This window comes from Leptospira venezuelensis (assembly GCF_002150035.1).
Taxonomy (GTDB): domain Bacteria; phylum Spirochaetota; class Leptospiria; order Leptospirales; family Leptospiraceae; genus Leptospira_B; species Leptospira_B venezuelensis.
The window spans coordinates 24,623-40,017 of the sequence record NZ_NETS01000008.1; the positions used below are offsets into that span (position 1 = coordinate 24,623).

Consider the following 15,395-nt stretch of genomic DNA (forward strand, 5'->3'; position numbering starts at 1 on the left):
CTAATATTAGAATCCAAACACTGCTTGATTCAATTCATCAGTGCGGGATACTTTTTTCATTTTAATCTCGATACGATTTTGGTCAGCACCATCCGTTCTAGATACGATACGAGTGATCGTAGTTTTAGGGGGAAATTCAACTTCTCCCTGAACATTTGTGACTGCCTTTACATTTTTGCCACTGGAATCCCATTCCACGGAACGAATCCCGTTTTCTGCAGTGTAGTAAGTCCATTCTTCACCCGGCTTTCTGACGAGTACAATTCCATCATTGGGCTGAACGAGCGTCCATTGTGGTTTAAACAATTCAGCGTTTCTGTTTGAGAGAAGATAATAGATCACTGGAAAAGGTACAACTGTCTGTTTTCCGGTGCTTGGGTCAGATAAGACAATATCGTCCATTGCTTGTTCATGTATCTTGTCTACGGAAACAGTTTTGATCCGGATTGTTTGACCATCGCTAAACACTTTCGAAACACTGATCCCAAAGAGTTTATCCATAAGCTCTATTTGCATTTTGCCAGTCGGCTTATCGTAGTAGATCTTTCCAGATAAAGAGAATACGTCCTTTTTAGGGAAAAAATTCTGTATCCTAATGTCGAATTCTCCTGAATAAGAAGTATTAGATTCTTCTAATTTACGAAGTCCTTCTAAGTATTTAGATCCATCTTTGGATTTAGCGCTCCAAAATTTGACCTTTCCTTTTTGACGGAAATTAATCTCTTCAATATCAGTAGTTACACAGGATTGAAAGAATAGAATAAAACAAAATAATGATCCGAATATTGAAATTCGATTTAAATGGTTTGTTCTCAAAACAAGTCCTCCCGATCTATGATTTATTTGAGACCGGATTCGTTCTTAACCTCTCCAATTTTTCCCGAATTCGAACCTTGTCTTCCTTCTTTTGGAAAAGAGTTTCTGATTTTTCCCAGAATCTTCTAGCATCTGCAAATTCTCTTCTTTCATGATGAACATCTCCAAGATGTTCACAAATTGTGGGATCGAATTCGTTTTTATCCTGTAAAATTTGAAATGCAAGATTCAGATGTAATAAAGCCTCATCTACTCTTCCTTTTTTATAATAGATCCAACCTAAACTATCTTGATAAGCTTCGTTATCAGGAGCGAGTTCCACAGCTTTTCGGATAAGGTCTAATGCCTCGTCTAGACGAATTCCTTTTTCAGAATAATGGTAACCTAGATAATTATATGCAATCGGATTTTCAGGATCAAGTTCCATGGACTTACGAAGGTCTGACTCCATCTCAGGAATTCTTCCTAACTTCTCCAAAGTAGAAGCTCTGTAAAAATGATATACGGAAGATTTCGGCTCCAATCGGATTGCCTGTTCGAACGCTCCCCGACTAGCCTCCAACTTTTCAGACTGGAATAGTACAATTCCCAAAAGATAATACGCATAATGATTATTCGGATCATTTTTTAGAATGTTTTGGATGATCTCTTCCGATTCCTGGACCTTTCCTGGAGGATTTCCTCGGAGTAAAAATGCCAAATGTAATTCATACTTTTTAGAATCTTCTGGAGAAGAAGTAAATTGTATCGCTTTACGAACAGAAATAATGGATCTAAATACAGAACCGGACTGTTCATATACTCCCGCTAAAAAGTCGTATTGTTCTGCAAGAATTCTTGGATCTAGTTTTTCTTGTTCCGTGATCTTGATAGATTCAAGAAGTAATGTTTCTGCAAGTGTGGTCAATTGGGATTGAAGTGCGATTGAGGCCACTTCTACCAATTCTCTGATATATTCTTTTTTATCAATATTGAGATCTCTTTTTTGCACTTCTAAAACGCCTAGGCGAATAGAAAGTCTTTTCGGAAATTTTTCCTTTAAAGGAAAAAGAATACGCCTTGCATCTGAATATTTGGAATTCAGAACAGAATAGAGTCCAAATAAAACCCCGTCCTTATTTAGCTTTCCTTTTTTCTTTAGATCCTCAAAATAACCCGCAGCCATGGATCTACTTTCTATAAAGTACATCTCTCCAAGCATTAGCTCAACGGAAGAATTCCCTTGGATCTCTTGCAGAATTCTTTGCAGTTGCTTTTTGGCTTGGGAAAATTTGCCTAGCTGATCTAAAATTTTTGCGAGAAGAAATCGGATCTCCCAATTTTCAGGCCTCATCTCCAGATAACCGGAAATATAAAATAGAGCCTTTGTATTTTGGCCCAAAGCAAAGTATGTTTTTCCTAAAGATAAATATACAAATTCAGGATATTTTGGATTGGAATCTTTGTGTTTGATCAAATCTCTAAGTGAACTTAGATAAAGAACAGATTTTGCATCATTCTTCAAAGCAAGTTCAGCTGAGCTTAATAAATAATAGAAATCGGGTTCTTCTGAAAACTTACTCAGATGAGATTCCAAATAAGTCGCGGCCTTTTCATATTCTCCGCTATTTAAAAGAATGGTTCCTTTTAGAATATAGGATTCTCGAAAATTCGGATCCGACTTTTCAGCCAAGTCTAACTCGGAAACTGCATCTTTCCATTGACCCAAATAGTAATGTGCGAGTGCCTTATTCCAACGAAACACAGCTGAAACAGGAACTCCTACAGATTCAGAACAGCGAATATAATCTTGGAAATTTTTGACCGATTCTATGATCTCTTCTGTTCTTTCTCTTCCTTCAGAGTTTCTAGCCTTATTCAAACTCTCTAAACCAAGAGAGTAATAATAGGCTGGCCAAACAGCCCTCGCCTTTCCGGAAGAATCCGTGTCCCGACATACAAAAACGGAGTCAGTATTTCGGGGAGAAGCAAATAGGCTGCCTGCATCCAGAACGGATATCAGAAGGATCGGAATAATGCTTGCGTGTTTCATAATCCCCGGACTTGTATAGGGTTTGGAATCGAAAAAAGCGAAATCTTCACTCTCTCTACTCTCAAGCGAGGGACTCTATTCGTCTAACGAATTTTCCGGAACTTAAGGAAAGAAATTGTTCAGCATTCTAAAAGAAAAGAAAAAGTTATTCTTAACACTTTTGTTGATTTGGACCCTGGCAGCGATCTATATCTATCCCAGGAGATTCCAAATTTTACGTTCCTTCGCACTTTGGTTGGAACCTCCCGTATTAAACCCTTCCCTTTCAGCAAAATTGCAGTCCAAGGGAGATGATTTATTATCCGAAAAAGTAGAATACAGACAGATTGAACATTACCTTAGAACAGATCAATTGTCCAGAGCATGCGTTCGCGCGTATAGAATAGGGCAAGAAGGTACTGGAGATATTTTCAGGGTCCCAAGCTGGATGGAAGCAAAACACCAAGGTTGGACCATCGAGAGACTTTCCGACCCAAGTCAGACCAAATTTTCCACGGGAGAAAAACCTGTGGATCCATTCGATTACTGGAAAGAATTTAATAAAATTCCATTAGAAGCTTTAGATTATTATAAAAGAGCCTTAAATTATAATCCTTTCGATGGATATAATTCTCCATCTACCCAAGCTACTCTTGGAAAAGATAAACCGGAAATTGCAAGCAAAGGTCTTTTAGAGAAGATCAGAATTTCTTCTTTTGCGTCTTGCCGCCCGGAAGAAGCGATACTTGCACATTTCCAATCAATCCAAAGGATAGAAGAATTAGTATTCGAAAAATTGAAAGAAGCAAAGCCTGTTTCTATTCCTTGGTGGAAGCGAATCTTGAATTTTTTCAATTTTAGCTGCAATAAGGAAGAAGAAGGAAATGTTACGGAAGATCTTCCTAAAGAGATACGAATCTGGCAAAAGATTACGGAATCCCAATCTTCTCCAATTGTGTTTTCAGAAGATTATCCGGATACAACTACGTTAACTGCCAATAAATATAAAACTCTTCTCATGAAAACGTTGGAACTCCTCAGACTTAGAACGGATGCCTCCCATCCTTCTCTTTCTCCTGAAGAATCAGTTTCCTTATTCATAAGAGTTTTGTATTTTTCCTGTTCAAAAAGATCCATCCCTGCGGAAGCGAAATACTGGGGAGCAAGTGCGATCGCTGCTATTCCATGTGAGGCTTCTGATACAGAAGGATCTAAATTATTTTATTCTAACTTAAACCGAAATGCACAATTATTCTATAAATTAGGAGATAGAGATTCCAATTATAGGAAAAAAGCTAAGGAAATGTTCGAGGCGGTTTATCAATCTTCTGCGACAGACCTAGGAAACAGATTCGAAGCAAAATTAATGAGAGTCAGATGTTTATTGCACGAATCTGATTTTGATCAAGCACTCAAAGAATTGGACGCTTTAGATACCGAAGTCTACACAATAGATCCAAATTATCGCAATGATAAGTCCGGATATGAAGACCTGATCGAAGATAAAAAGAAACTATTGCAGTACACACTTCGTCGAAAAGGAAGATACGAAGAAGCAGACGATATTTTCGATGAAAAGAATTAAATACTTCGATTATAATGCGACTCATCCTCCTATTCCAGGCTTATTAACTAAGATCTTAGAAGAATACGAGGAAGATTTTTTCAATCCTTCCGGGCCTACTCGATTCTCATTAGCTAGACAAGGTAAAATTGAAGAAGCCAGAAAAGTTTTAGCAAAACTCACAGGTAAGGATCCTAAAGGATTTGTATTCACATCTTCTGGGACCGAAGCAGATTATTCACTCATATACTTCGCAAAACAATTTGTTAAGACAATAGCATATTTGTCTCCTTTCGAACATGCTGCCATGTATTCTTCTTTTAGAAGTTTAGGAATTCCTTATAAAGTATTAAGCGCTGACAAATCAGGACTTGTTTCCGTTTCCGAATTAGAAACTAATCTGAAGAATGAGCCAGGACCTGTATTTGTTTTACATGCAGGCAATGAAACTGGTGTGATCCAACCGATCCAGGAATTAGCAGAAGTTTCCGCGAAATACGGAATGCCTTTTTATTCCGATCTAATCCAATCATTTTCCAAAATTCCAGTTCCATTTTCAGTTCTGAATGGGTTTACATTCTCAGGTCATAAAATCGGCGGAGGACTTGGAGCATCTGTTTTATGGTTCGATCCGAAACATTTGCCTGAGGCAGGCGTTTTCCAAGGAGGAAATCAAGAAAATGGACATAGAGCAGGTACGGAAAATTCTCCTTCTATTTTAGCCTTAGCCGAAGCAGCAAAAATTCAATTTTCTGAAATGGAAAATAAAAACAAAAGATTGGAATATTATAGAAATAAGATAGAATCCAAACTCAAAAGTTTAGGTGCAGAGATAATCGCGGAGAATTCTCCAAGACTATTTTCCACAACCTTTACTCTACTTCCTTTAGATGATCTTGATTTTTTTATGATGGGAATGGAAGAGAAGGGATTTGCGGTTTCTACTGGATCTTCCTGTAAGTCTCGGTCCAGAGAAGCAGCGCCTTCTCTGCTCGAAATGGGTTATTCTAATGAAGAAGCTCTAAGAGCAATCCGTATCTCCACCGGCCTATATACATCGGAAGAAGAAGTAGATTCTTTGCTTGTCGCTTTAGAAGAAACGATTCTTTCTATTCGATAGTAGATGCCATTTCTTCCGCGTATCTGTCAGTCATACCTGCTACATAATCGCATACACATCTTTCCAGGCCTTCTTTTTCTATTCTTCTTTTATAGGTTTCCGGAATGGAATCTGGCTGTTTTCTAAAATGAAAAAATAGTTTCTCTAGAATATCTCTTCCCCTATCACTTGTGACGACCACAGATGGATGTCTATACAGAGTTTTGTATAGAAAAGATTTTAATTCTCTGACCTTCTCCCCGTAAGAAGGTTCATAGGTTGCGATCCTTTTTCCTTCTTGGAAGGCAAGGTTCAGATCAGACCGATTTGAAATTTTCCATTCAGAGATCCTTGATTCTATTGTCTGGATCATATTAGAGACCATACTATTGGTCAGTTCTCGGATCACAGTTCTAACCAAAACTTTTCCATCCAGTTTTGGGAACTTCCTTCTTACCGTTTCAGAAGTTTCAGCCCAAAGAGAAAGTGAGTTCAGATCTCCCGCTTTTAGATAACCCATTTCCAAACCATCATCGATATCATGGCTTGTATATGCAATCTCATCCGCTACGTCCGCGCATTGCGCTTCTAAACTCGGACCTTCGCTCTTTCTTTCTTTTCCAAGCATAGATCCGTCATATTCTGCCCCATGCTTCATCATACCTTTTAAGGTTTCCTTGGAAAGATTCAATCCCGGAAATTCCGGATAACGTGTTTCCAGTATAGTAACGATTCGAACTGATTGTTTATTATGTTCGAATCCACCAAATTCTCCCATCAAATCGGAAAGCATATCTTGCCCGGCATGTCCAAAAGGTGTATGCCCCAGATCGTGAGCGAGTGCTATCGTTTCTGCAAGTAATGAATTGAGTCCTAATGCAGAAGCGATCGTTCTAGAAATTCCGGCAACTTCTAGAGTATGAGTCAGACGATTACGATAATTTTCTCCAACTGAATAGACGAAAACTTGTGTCTTATATTGTAATCTTTTAAATGCGCTAGAGTGAACTACCCTATCTCTATCTCTTTGAAATGGAATACGGTACGGGTGTTCTTCTTCCTTATATTCTCGTCCGCCGGTTTCGTCTTGTAAAACTGCATAACCCGCAAGTAGAGAATTTTCGGCTTGGATGATTTGGTTTCTGTCTTTTTGCACCTGAAACCAATTTGGAACCTAAAAAGACCAAAAGCAAGCCAAACAAATCTAGTTTTTCGATTCCAATTTGCTCTGGATAAGTTTCACTGGTGCAATTCTACTCGGTAGATAAAAGTATTCATGGATCTAGTTAATATTCCGGATTTAGTCAATTTTTTTTCCCGCTTTGGGAATGAGTTCTCTTACTTAGCAGTTTTCTCCACTCTGATCCTTTGCGGTTTCGGCCTTCCTATCCCTGAGGATATTTCTTTGGTTTCCGGAGGAGTTTTGGCAGGCTTAGGATATGCAAATGAACATGTAATGTTCGGCGTCGGAATGGCTGGAGTTCTTGTAGGAGACGGTTCCGTATTCTTACTCGGAAGAGTTTTTGGGGAAAAGGTATTACAAATCCCTTTCATCGCAAAATTTTTGACCCCGGAAAGATTTGCCAAAGTACAGGAAAAGTTTTCCCAATACGGGAATTGGGTTGTGTTTATGGCAAGGTTCATGCCAGGACTTAGAATGCCTATCTATCTAACAGCAGGAACCTCGGATCGAATTTCCTTCTTTAGATTTTTGTTTTTGGATATGTTCGCTGCAGCGATTTCTGTTCCGATCTGGGTCTATCTAGGGCATTACGGTGCAAAAAATTTAGACCAATTAAGTAACTTAGTTCACCAAGGACAAATTACAATCTTTGCATTATTAGGAATTCTTGTATTAGGCCTAGTTCTATATTTTGCGATTAAAAAGAAACGTTCCGCGAATTAATACTTTTACTCGACATAATTTTGTGAATCTATACAGTTTGGTTAGATATGGATGTTCTAACCCAACCTGTGTTGGTGCTGAACGCGACCTATGTCCCGGTTGCGATCCGAACCGTAAAAGACGCCGTTATCCTTCTTATTCTTAGAAAAGCAGAACTTATTAAAGACGAAAAAGGCCTATTTATCCGGTCCGAAAAGCTGAAACTATCCACTCCGAGGATCATTCTACTCACCGATTATTATAAGGTCCCTAAACGTAAGCATAAACTCTCTAGAGAAAATATATTCTTAAGAGATGATCATGAGTGCGTCTATTGCAAACGTAAACTTCCTTCTTCCAAACTCACTTTGGATCATGTGATCCCCAAAAGTCGTTGGGAAGAGATCCCACGTGAAAAAAAACCGAAAGATTATCATACCTGGGAAAACCTGGTTACTGCTTGTAAGGACTGTAATTCCAAAAAGGGAAACAAACTTCTACAAGAACTCAAGTGGGAGATCCCTGAAAATCGGTCGACAAACAAGAGACGTTTTCCACAATTTTCAGTATCCACCCAATTGGTCGAAAAATTCGGCTGGGCGGACTATATACGCAGCTAAATGAATCTTTTTTTATCCAGAAGAATGAACACATTCTTCTCCATCTTACTACTAATCTTTTCTCTATTCTCTTGTTATAATTATTCCGCCAATCGGATCGTTACGACTCCACCCACTTTGGTAGGAATCACTTTGATCGGCACAGGAGTATATGAACTCAGACTTAGAGCAGGAAACCCAGAAGCATTTTTTAGCGGTTATACTTTATATACCGGAAGCAGTGTAGACGCATCTAGAAACCCTTCTGATTTTTCTTCAGGGAAAGCATGCCAACTTCCTTTGAACATGCTTCCGAACCAACCTAGAGAATATTCTATAGAAGTAAATCCAACTGCTGGACCACTTGCTGTTCCGGGTGCAGGAGAAAATACGAACAGAGTCTGTAAGATTGTAGCTACGTTAAATCCTGGAGATTACGTAACCCTTAGGTCTTCTGTCATATCTTTGGATTTGAATAGCGGAACAAAAGATATTTATGTATTCTCCATGCCTTCGAATACATTACAAGTTCCTTAATCTTTAAACCAGACACTTATCTTCTTAAGAGTGGTTTCCGTATCTTCTTTCCAGATACTTTTAGGAAATTTTTCCAAGAACTCTTCCAATTCGTTTTTAGCAGTTTCTAATTCCTGTCTTAAACGTAGAAGAGCAGGATTGTCTTCTTTCTTTAAATATACTGGATTTCCGTCAGTGAATTGAAAATATTTTTCGATCGCTTGAGCAGCTTTCTGCTTAGCCAATTTATAAAATTGGAATCCTTCCGGATCTTCTTTGAAATTTTCTAAAATTATAAAAGGGTCATTTTGGAGAGAAGAAAGTAAGACATCTCTCAATTGGACCAATTCCTTAAATAAAATATCCGTTTCGTATTCTCCAGAATCAGGATGATACTTACGAGAGAGTTCCCGGAATCTACTCCGGACTAGATTAGCGTCGAATTTTTTTGGGAGTCCGTAAAAGTCCAGGGCACGGCTCAGCAGGTCCCCGTCTTCCAACCTAATTTCCTATGAGCTAGGAATTTTTTGAGTTGGATTTTGGATTGGACCATATTCAACTCCTTGCGATATTCCTGCAGAATGATCTCCATCTTTTCCCCTACTTGGGAATTCAAATCCCTGGACTCTTCCAATTTTTGGAAGATCGTATCGGAGAGTCGAATAATTTCTAAGGTTTGAGGAGAAGATTCTTCTAATTGTTCGATCTTGCGATCCAATCGTTTCATCTTTTCGACTAGATCTGAATTTTGGATTTCCAGTTTGGCAGTACCTTCTCCGTCACCGAATCCTAAAATTTGCAACTGGCGTTTTTGGAGTTCGATCAGTTTATCCAAAAAGGAAATTTTTTCCTCATAGAGTGAGGAAAGTTTTTCTCCGATAGAACCTAGATTTTTAATTTCCCTGCCCGCCATTCTCGATCTTAACCTTGGAGAGAGAGTCCAGTTCTCTGAGAACCAGCGGAAGGCATAGGAACCACGGATGAAGTTTTTTCCTTCTTCTCAATTTCTTCCCAGGCAAGTTTTAGATCTTCCAGATATTTGATAATTTCAGAAAGGATCTCGCTGTCCTTCTTCATGTTTGCTTCGAGTAACCGTTTTTTAATATAAACATAAATACCAAGAAGGTTGTTTGCGACCTCTCCACCGTTCTCCATGTTTAGAGCGAGCATCAGTTCAGTCACAATCTCTTGGGCTTTTAGGATATTATTATTCACCACGTCGTACTTGCGGGGTGTATTATTCTCGATGGCAACGTTCAGGAAGCGAATAGCCCCTTCATATAACATCACGATAAGCCGGCCCTGACTCACAGTAGAAATTTCATTGGATTTATACTGTTCGACGGACGCCGTCGATTTTCTAGCAAGTGACATGTGTCTCTCCTGAAATACTTTTCGACAAAATTCCGGACCGCCTTAACGTGGACTGGTAATTCTTAGCGTATCGGATGCGAAAATTCTTGGCAAGCCTGATTCCCAAACCCAGAAAAAAGCTTGTCTTTTTGGCCTCCGGGCGGGGGAGCAACCTAGAAGCTGTCCTTCAGGTAATCCAAAAGGGAAAAATCCCCGGAAATCCGGCATTCTTAGTCACTGACAACCCGGAAGCGCCCTCTATCCAAATTGCTGCCCACCATAATGTCCCGGCCAAGGTTTTAGACTTCAAATCTTATTCCAAAAAGGAAGAATATCATCTGGATCTTCTCCGCACCTTGGAGGAAATCTCTCCAGATCTGATTGTGGCCTGCGGCTACATGAGAATTCTAAAACCAGAAATCATCCGAGCCTTTAGAAATAGGATCATCAATATACATCCTTCTCTTCTCCCCTCCTTTACTGGTCTACATGCTCAGAAACAGGCATTCGAGTACGGAGTTAAGTTCGCGGGTTGCACCGCTCATTTTGTGGACGAAGGCGTGGATTCTGGTCCTATCATTTTGCAGGGAGTTGTTAAAATCGAGGAAGGAATGACCGAAAGAGAATTGACTCTTGCCATTCTCAAAGAGGAACATAAAATCCTGCCCCTCGCGGTTAAACATTTCTGCGAAGATCGGCTCCTCATTAAAGACAGGAAGGTCTCAATCCTCTAGCATGATCAAAATCACTCGCGCCCTTATTTCAGTTAGCGATAAAACAGGACTTATCGGATTTGCTAAGTACCTGGAATCCAAAGGAGTGGAAATCATTTCCACCGGCGGAACCCTCAAAACACTTACCGAAAACGGAATCAAAGCAATCGCAATAGACGATTATACCGGGTTTCCAGAAATTTTGGACGGAAGAGTAAAAACTCTCCATCCAAAGGTTCACGGAGGACTTTTAGGTGTGACCTCCAAACCAGAACACAGACAGAAAATGGAAGAATTGAAAATTCCAAAGATCGACCTGGTTGTTGTGAATTTATATCCATTCGTTCAGACGGTTTCTAAACCTGGGGTTCATCTAGACGAAGCAATAGAAAATATCGATATTGGCGGACCTTCTATGATCCGTTCCGCAAGTAAAAACTACAGACATACAGTAGTAGTTACAGACCCGAATGATTATAAAACTGTAGAAGAATCCATGAAGGTAAATGATGGTTCCGTAGACGCGGACACTTCTTTCCTTCTAATGAGAAAAGCATTCTCTCATACTGCAATGTATGATACCGCAATCTCTTCTTGGTTCAATAAGCTTGCTGGGGAGAAGTTTCCAGACATTCTAAATCTTTCCTTCACCAAAAAACAAAAGCTTAGATACGGAGAAAATCCTCACCAGGGAGCCGCATTCTACGAGCCTTTGTTTACCAAGAGCGAGTTTTCTCCTCTACAAGGAAAAGAATTATCTTTTAATAATATGTTGGATTTTGATGCGGCATTCCATATCTCCGCACTTCTTCCCGACAATACTGTTTGTATCATCAAACACTTAAACCCATGCGGGATCGCGTATGCGGATGACACATTAGAAGCATTCCGTTTGGCAAAAAGAACGGATCCGATTTCTGCATTTGGCGGGATCATTGGGATTAAAGGTACGGTCACCGGAGAATTAGCAGTTTTAATTGGAGAAACTTTCGTAGAGGGTGTGATCGCTCAAAAATTCGAACCTGCTGCTTTGGAATATTTCTCTAAGAAACCGAATGTTCGTCTGATTGAGATTGCGGATTTCCAAGAAGCATTGGATGAAATGGATTTAAGACCGATCCATCACGGAATTCTTTTACAAGATAGAGACTATGCAACCATCACAGAAAAAGATCTAAAGATTGTTTCTAAAAAACAACCTACTGAAGAAGATATCAGAGGTTTGATGTTCGCTTGGTCTACAGTTAAATTTATCAAGTCAAACGCGATCGTTTATACGGAAGAGAACGCAACTTTAGGAATAGGTGCCGGACAAATGTCCAGAGTGGATTCAGTTCAGCTGGGTGCTACTAAGGCTCTGAACGTAGGACTTTCAGTTGTAGGTTCTTATGTTGCTAGTGATGCGTTCTTTCCTTTCAGAGATGGAATTGATGCAATTGCAAAAGTAGGAGCTAAAGCAATCATCCAACCTGGAGGTTCTATCCGGGACGAAGAAGTGATCAAGGCAGCTGATGAGCATGGACTGATCATGGTGTTTACCGGCATGAGGCATTTTAGGCATTAAGATGGAATTCTTTCTCTACCTGATCTATTTAGTAATTACATTAGTAGCTGTTTCTTTAGGAGACTATTATTTCGGACTTATCTACCTAAGTGGAAAAGATACTTTCGAAAAACAGGAACTGACTGATTGGGCGAGAATTATTCCTTCTAAGATCGTTTCCATTTTTGAATCTGCGGGAAGTCTTCAATATGGACTTCTCGCATTTGGACTCTCCGCATTCTCTGCATATGTCTGGACTTTAACTGGAGGACTGATCGGTTCTCCTCATTATACAGATTCTTTTGGAAATTATTTCTTCCTATCTTTTTTGATGCCAGTGCTTGTGCTCGCATTCTACTCTTTTATCTCTTCCGAGGTTTTAAGAGCAGCCAGGATCTCTCGTAATAGCGGATCCTTTCTCGCAAGACTCCTAAACCAAGAGATTCCACTACTTTCTGGGATCTTTATTTCTGTGATCGCTTCGAATCTGGCAGTTTACGGTCTCTACCATCAGATTTCCTTTTTATTCGTTCTTCCGAACGTACTGGCCCTAATCGTCCTTCTTATCCTAAGATGGAACGGAAAGGTTAAATTTGGAGGAATTCGTGTGGACAGAGAGGAAGAAGATGTGGACGATTTGGGGGAAGATTCCTAATTCTTGTTCTGTTTTCTGCCGATAGTTAAAGAATGAAAGGGCAATCCATCTTCCTGTTCTTATTCTCCTTACTCCTTCCTTGGAGTTCCGTATTTTCTCAATTTCCGGGAGATAATTCCAGAAATAACGGCTCCAAACCTACCTTAGACGGATTTGCAGAAGTCTCCTGGGAAGCATCCTATGGGCAAGTCAGAGACAAATTTTTATCTTTGGCAGCTAATCCGGGGAGTGATGAAAAAATAGAAGTAGTTCATGAAGATAAAGAGAAGTCCCTGCTTGTAAGAAGAAATGGGATCTTCTACCTTTACCGTTTTTATTCCACTCCTAAATTGGTTCTTGATTCCCGTCCAAAAGACAAAAACCAACCTCGTCCCGAAAAAGAAACTTCTCCAGATGAAGACGAACATTTGGAGCCAGGTAAATTATTCTCAGTTGGAGTCTCCTTCCGTTATCTTCCGGGGAAAGAGGTTCAGTCCAAACTGGAAAATAAATATGGAAAACCTAAAAAAGAAACCCTAGACGATAAGAAGATCGGCGGAGCCGTAATTTGGGAATTGACCGACGAAAGACAAGCTCCGCCAGCAGGCGGATTCATTGTCCAATGGAAGGAAGCTTATAAAAAACAACCATTTACTAGAAGAGTGGATTATTTCAGCTCTAAGGTAAAGGCCCAGATCGAAAAAGAATACAAAGAGTTCTTCTCTGCCGAAGAAATCAAAACTTTAAGAGATCTGATCCCGTAAGAAATCCTTGACCGAGGGCCCCTAAGGACGCCAGTATCCAGAGAGATTCAAAATCTTTTGGAGCCCAATCGTGGAATTATATTTAGATACAGCCAATGTGGACGAGATCAAGGAGATCGCGTCCTACGGTCTTTTGGACGGAGTTACTACAAACCCTTCATTGATCGCTAAGTCGGGTCGTAGCTTTAAAGAAGTTATTAAAGAGATTTGTGCAATTGTGCCTGGTCCTGTAAGCGCAGAAGTTCTCGCAACCAAACATGAGGAAATGTTAAAAGAAGCGGACGAACTTGTAAAGATCGCACCAAACGTAGTTATCAAAGTTCCTTTAATTCCGGAAGGATTAAAAACCGTAGTGAAACTGACTGAGAAAGGAATCCCAACGAACGTAACACTTTGTTTCTCAGCTCCTCAGGCTCTTCTTGCTGCAAAAGCGGGAGCTACATACATTTCTCCATTTATCGGTCGTGTAGATGATACTTCTTGGGACGGGATGGAACTTATCTCTGAGATCAGAGAGATCTATGATAATTACGGTTATGAAACTAAAATCTTAGCTGCTTCCATTCGAGGGCCAATCCACTTAAAAGAGTCGGCACTTCGTGGAGCAGATTGCGCTACTATGCCGATCTCTGCTTACCAACAGCTATTCAAACATCCACTTACCGATATTGGCTTAGAGAAATTCTTAGAAGACGCTAAAAAACTGAAGTGGTGATTTAGCTCTTTTCTCACGCAGAGTCACAGAGCCGCAAAGAAAGTAAAATTTATGGATTTTTATCCCTAAAAATCTCTGCGTCTTAGCGCCTCTGCGTGGGATTAAACTCCGAGACTCTTTTTCTCTTCGCGGCGTGGCGTGAAAACCTTAAGGAAGTTTCTTCTTCCCTGTCAAATCATTCATTAAAATTTCAGACTGTTCTAATATACAAAGTACACTTTGGTGAGAACCGTCGTAATATAGATCACAAGAACTTAATGTATTCATATCCGCCGCAGAAGCTCCATATCTAAAAGCAAGTTCTCTGATACGCGGCCACCAGGATTTTTCAAGTCCTAACTCGTAATAACCTTCTCTATAACCTGGATAAACTTTAGGCCAGATCAAATAGGTTTTGATCCCTTCCTTCTCCGCTAACTTTAAGAATTCTTCTACAAAGAAAAATTCGGTCTCTCCCAAAGTGAATCCGGAAAGGTAAATACTCTTAAGACGAAGTGCATCCTTTTCTAATTTTTTAGGATTATTACTGGCACTTGCATATGCAAGCTGTTCTCCATTCCCAAGCTCCAAGATCAGATTTTCATGATTTTGATCCGCTCTATACAGTTTCAACTTACTGCCGGTCAGCCGGCTCCAAAAAAGTTTAAACCCAGGTTTTATCTTTCTTATACTGAAAAATTTTTCCTTCCAAACTTCCAATTTATCGGAGAAGGGAAACTTCTCCCAATATGTGTTTTTAAATTCCTCGTCCGCACCTAGTCTTAAAAAAGGTTCATAGAATAAACCCTTAGAATCATCAAAACCTTCCGGGCTGATCACATAAAAAACCGCCTTAGGCTTAATCCCAGCATCTATAATTTTGCGAAACCAATAGAAACCATAAGCAGGAACAGCCTGCGGTCCTGAAAAATTATACACAGTCCAATCTTTTGCAAAAGAACTTGGAAGTGTTTTGATAGAGTAAGGATAGGCTCTGGAATCTCCGAATGCCAAAAGTAAATTTTTATCTTTAAGAGAAGATTCCTTCTGAAGTTTCTCGAATAGATGTTTTCTTTGGGTATAATAGACAGGATTCCCTTCTTGGTAAAAAGAAGTTTGAAAGAAGTCCAAAAGAAAAATTTTATCCGCGAAGAATAAAACGATCAGAAAGAGTAAAGGAAGATAGATATATTTCTTTTTCATG

Annotated in this window: 17 protein-coding genes; 10 read left to right on the plus strand and 7 right to left on the minus strand. The window is 39.6% G+C overall.

Annotated features, from left to right (window positions below):
* Positions 1-6: 6 nt before the first annotated feature.
* Entirely contained in the window at positions 7-816 is an 810-nt protein-coding gene (locus tag B1C82_RS04185; RefSeq protein WP_086446369.1) for a hypothetical protein, read from the minus strand.
* 16 nt (positions 817-832) lie between these two features.
* The gene (locus B1C82_RS04190; RefSeq protein WP_086446370.1) at positions 833-2,848 is read right to left on the minus strand and encodes a tetratricopeptide repeat protein; all 2,016 of its coding nucleotides are present in this window, start codon (positions 2,846-2,848) and stop codon (positions 833-835) included.
* 115 nt (positions 2,849-2,963) lie between these two features.
* On the opposite strand from B1C82_RS04190, the gene B1C82_RS04195 reads away from it, so the two are divergent.
* Positions 2,964-4,412: a hypothetical protein gene (locus tag B1C82_RS04195; protein WP_086446371.1), complete on the plus strand. Its 1,449-nt coding sequence runs from the start codon at positions 2,964-2,966 to the stop codon at positions 4,410-4,412.
* A complete protein-coding gene (locus B1C82_RS04200) occupies positions 4,399-5,511 on the plus strand; it encodes a cysteine desulfurase family protein (RefSeq protein WP_086446372.1) in 1,113 nt (370 codons plus the stop codon). The genes B1C82_RS04195 and B1C82_RS04200 overlap by 14 nt, the downstream gene beginning before the upstream one ends.
* Here B1C82_RS04200 and B1C82_RS04205 read toward each other — a convergent pair.
* Positions 5,501-6,646 (minus strand): deoxyguanosinetriphosphate triphosphohydrolase, encoded by a 1,146-nt coding sequence (locus B1C82_RS04205; protein ID WP_086446373.1) that lies wholly within the window; start codon positions 6,644-6,646, stop codon positions 5,501-5,503. The genes B1C82_RS04200 and B1C82_RS04205 overlap by 11 nt on opposite strands.
* A 120-nt stretch (positions 6,647-6,766) precedes the next feature.
* On the opposite strand from B1C82_RS04205, the gene B1C82_RS04210 reads away from it, so the two are divergent.
* Genes B1C82_RS04210 through B1C82_RS04220 form a run of 3 tightly spaced genes read left to right on the plus strand, consistent with a single transcriptional unit; the run spans position 6,767 to position 8,511 of the window.
* Positions 6,767-7,396 (plus strand): DedA family protein, encoded by a 630-nt coding sequence (locus B1C82_RS04210; RefSeq protein WP_086446374.1) that lies wholly within the window; start codon positions 6,767-6,769, stop codon positions 7,394-7,396.
* A 47-nt stretch (positions 7,397-7,443) separates the two neighbouring features.
* Complete coding sequence (locus tag B1C82_RS04215; protein WP_086446375.1) at positions 7,444-7,995, plus strand: HNH endonuclease; 552 nt, start codon at positions 7,444-7,446, stop codon at positions 7,993-7,995.
* A complete protein-coding gene (locus B1C82_RS04220; protein ID WP_086446376.1) occupies positions 7,996-8,511 on the plus strand; it encodes an LIC11661 family lipoprotein in 516 nt (171 codons plus the stop codon). It begins immediately after the preceding gene.
* Here B1C82_RS04220 and B1C82_RS04225 read toward each other — a convergent pair.
* The 3 genes from B1C82_RS04225 to fliS are packed head-to-tail and all read right to left on the minus strand — an operon-like array spanning position 8,508 to position 9,864.
* Positions 8,508-8,990 carry a molecular chaperone DnaJ gene (locus tag B1C82_RS04225; protein WP_086446377.1) on the minus strand — a complete coding sequence of 161 codons (483 nt, stop codon included), beginning with the start codon at positions 8,988-8,990 and terminating at the stop codon, positions 8,508-8,510. The genes B1C82_RS04220 and B1C82_RS04225 overlap by 4 nt on opposite strands.
* Positions 8,969-9,403 carry a hypothetical protein gene (locus tag B1C82_RS04230; protein ID WP_086446378.1) on the minus strand — a complete coding sequence of 145 codons (435 nt, stop codon included), beginning with the start codon at positions 9,401-9,403 and terminating at the stop codon, positions 8,969-8,971. The genes B1C82_RS04225 and B1C82_RS04230 overlap by 22 nt, the downstream gene beginning before the upstream one ends.
* Positions 9,404-9,411: 8 nt before the next feature.
* Complete coding sequence (gene fliS / locus B1C82_RS04235) at positions 9,412-9,864, minus strand: flagellar export chaperone FliS (RefSeq protein WP_086446379.1); 453 nt, start codon at positions 9,862-9,864, stop codon at positions 9,412-9,414.
* A gap of 86 nt (positions 9,865-9,950) precedes the next feature.
* On the opposite strand from fliS, the gene purN reads away from it, so the two are divergent.
* The 5 genes from purN (at position 9,951) to fsa (ending at position 14,212) form a co-directional block, all read left to right on the plus strand.
* Positions 9,951-10,577 carry a phosphoribosylglycinamide formyltransferase gene (gene purN / locus B1C82_RS04240; RefSeq protein ID WP_086446380.1) on the plus strand — a complete coding sequence of 209 codons (627 nt, stop codon included), beginning with the start codon at positions 9,951-9,953 and terminating at the stop codon, positions 10,575-10,577.
* Position 10,578: 1 nt separating this feature from the next.
* On the plus strand, positions 10,579-12,120 hold the full coding sequence (gene purH, locus B1C82_RS04245) for a bifunctional phosphoribosylaminoimidazolecarboxamide formyltransferase/IMP cyclohydrolase (protein ID WP_086446381.1): 1,542 nt from the start codon (positions 10,579-10,581) through the stop codon (positions 12,118-12,120).
* Between the two features lies 1 nt (position 12,121).
* Positions 12,122-12,754: a hypothetical protein gene (locus B1C82_RS04250; protein ID WP_086446382.1), complete on the plus strand. Its 633-nt coding sequence runs from the start codon at positions 12,122-12,124 to the stop codon at positions 12,752-12,754.
* A 32-nt stretch (positions 12,755-12,786) separates the two neighbouring features.
* Entirely contained in the window at positions 12,787-13,497 is a 711-nt protein-coding gene (locus B1C82_RS04255; protein ID WP_086446383.1) for a hypothetical protein, read from the plus strand.
* Positions 13,498-13,567: 70 nt separating this feature from the next.
* Positions 13,568-14,212, plus strand: coding sequence for a fructose-6-phosphate aldolase (gene fsa, locus B1C82_RS04260; RefSeq protein ID WP_086446384.1), 645 nt, complete (start codon positions 13,568-13,570; stop codon positions 14,210-14,212).
* A 147-nt stretch (positions 14,213-14,359) separates the two neighbouring features.
* Here fsa and B1C82_RS04265 read toward each other — a convergent pair whose 3' ends face one another.
* Positions 14,360-15,394, minus strand: a complete 1,035-nt coding sequence (locus B1C82_RS04265) for a DUF1574 domain-containing protein (protein ID WP_086446385.1) — start codon at positions 15,392-15,394, stop codon at positions 14,360-14,362.
* Position 15,395 lies beyond the last annotated feature (1 nt).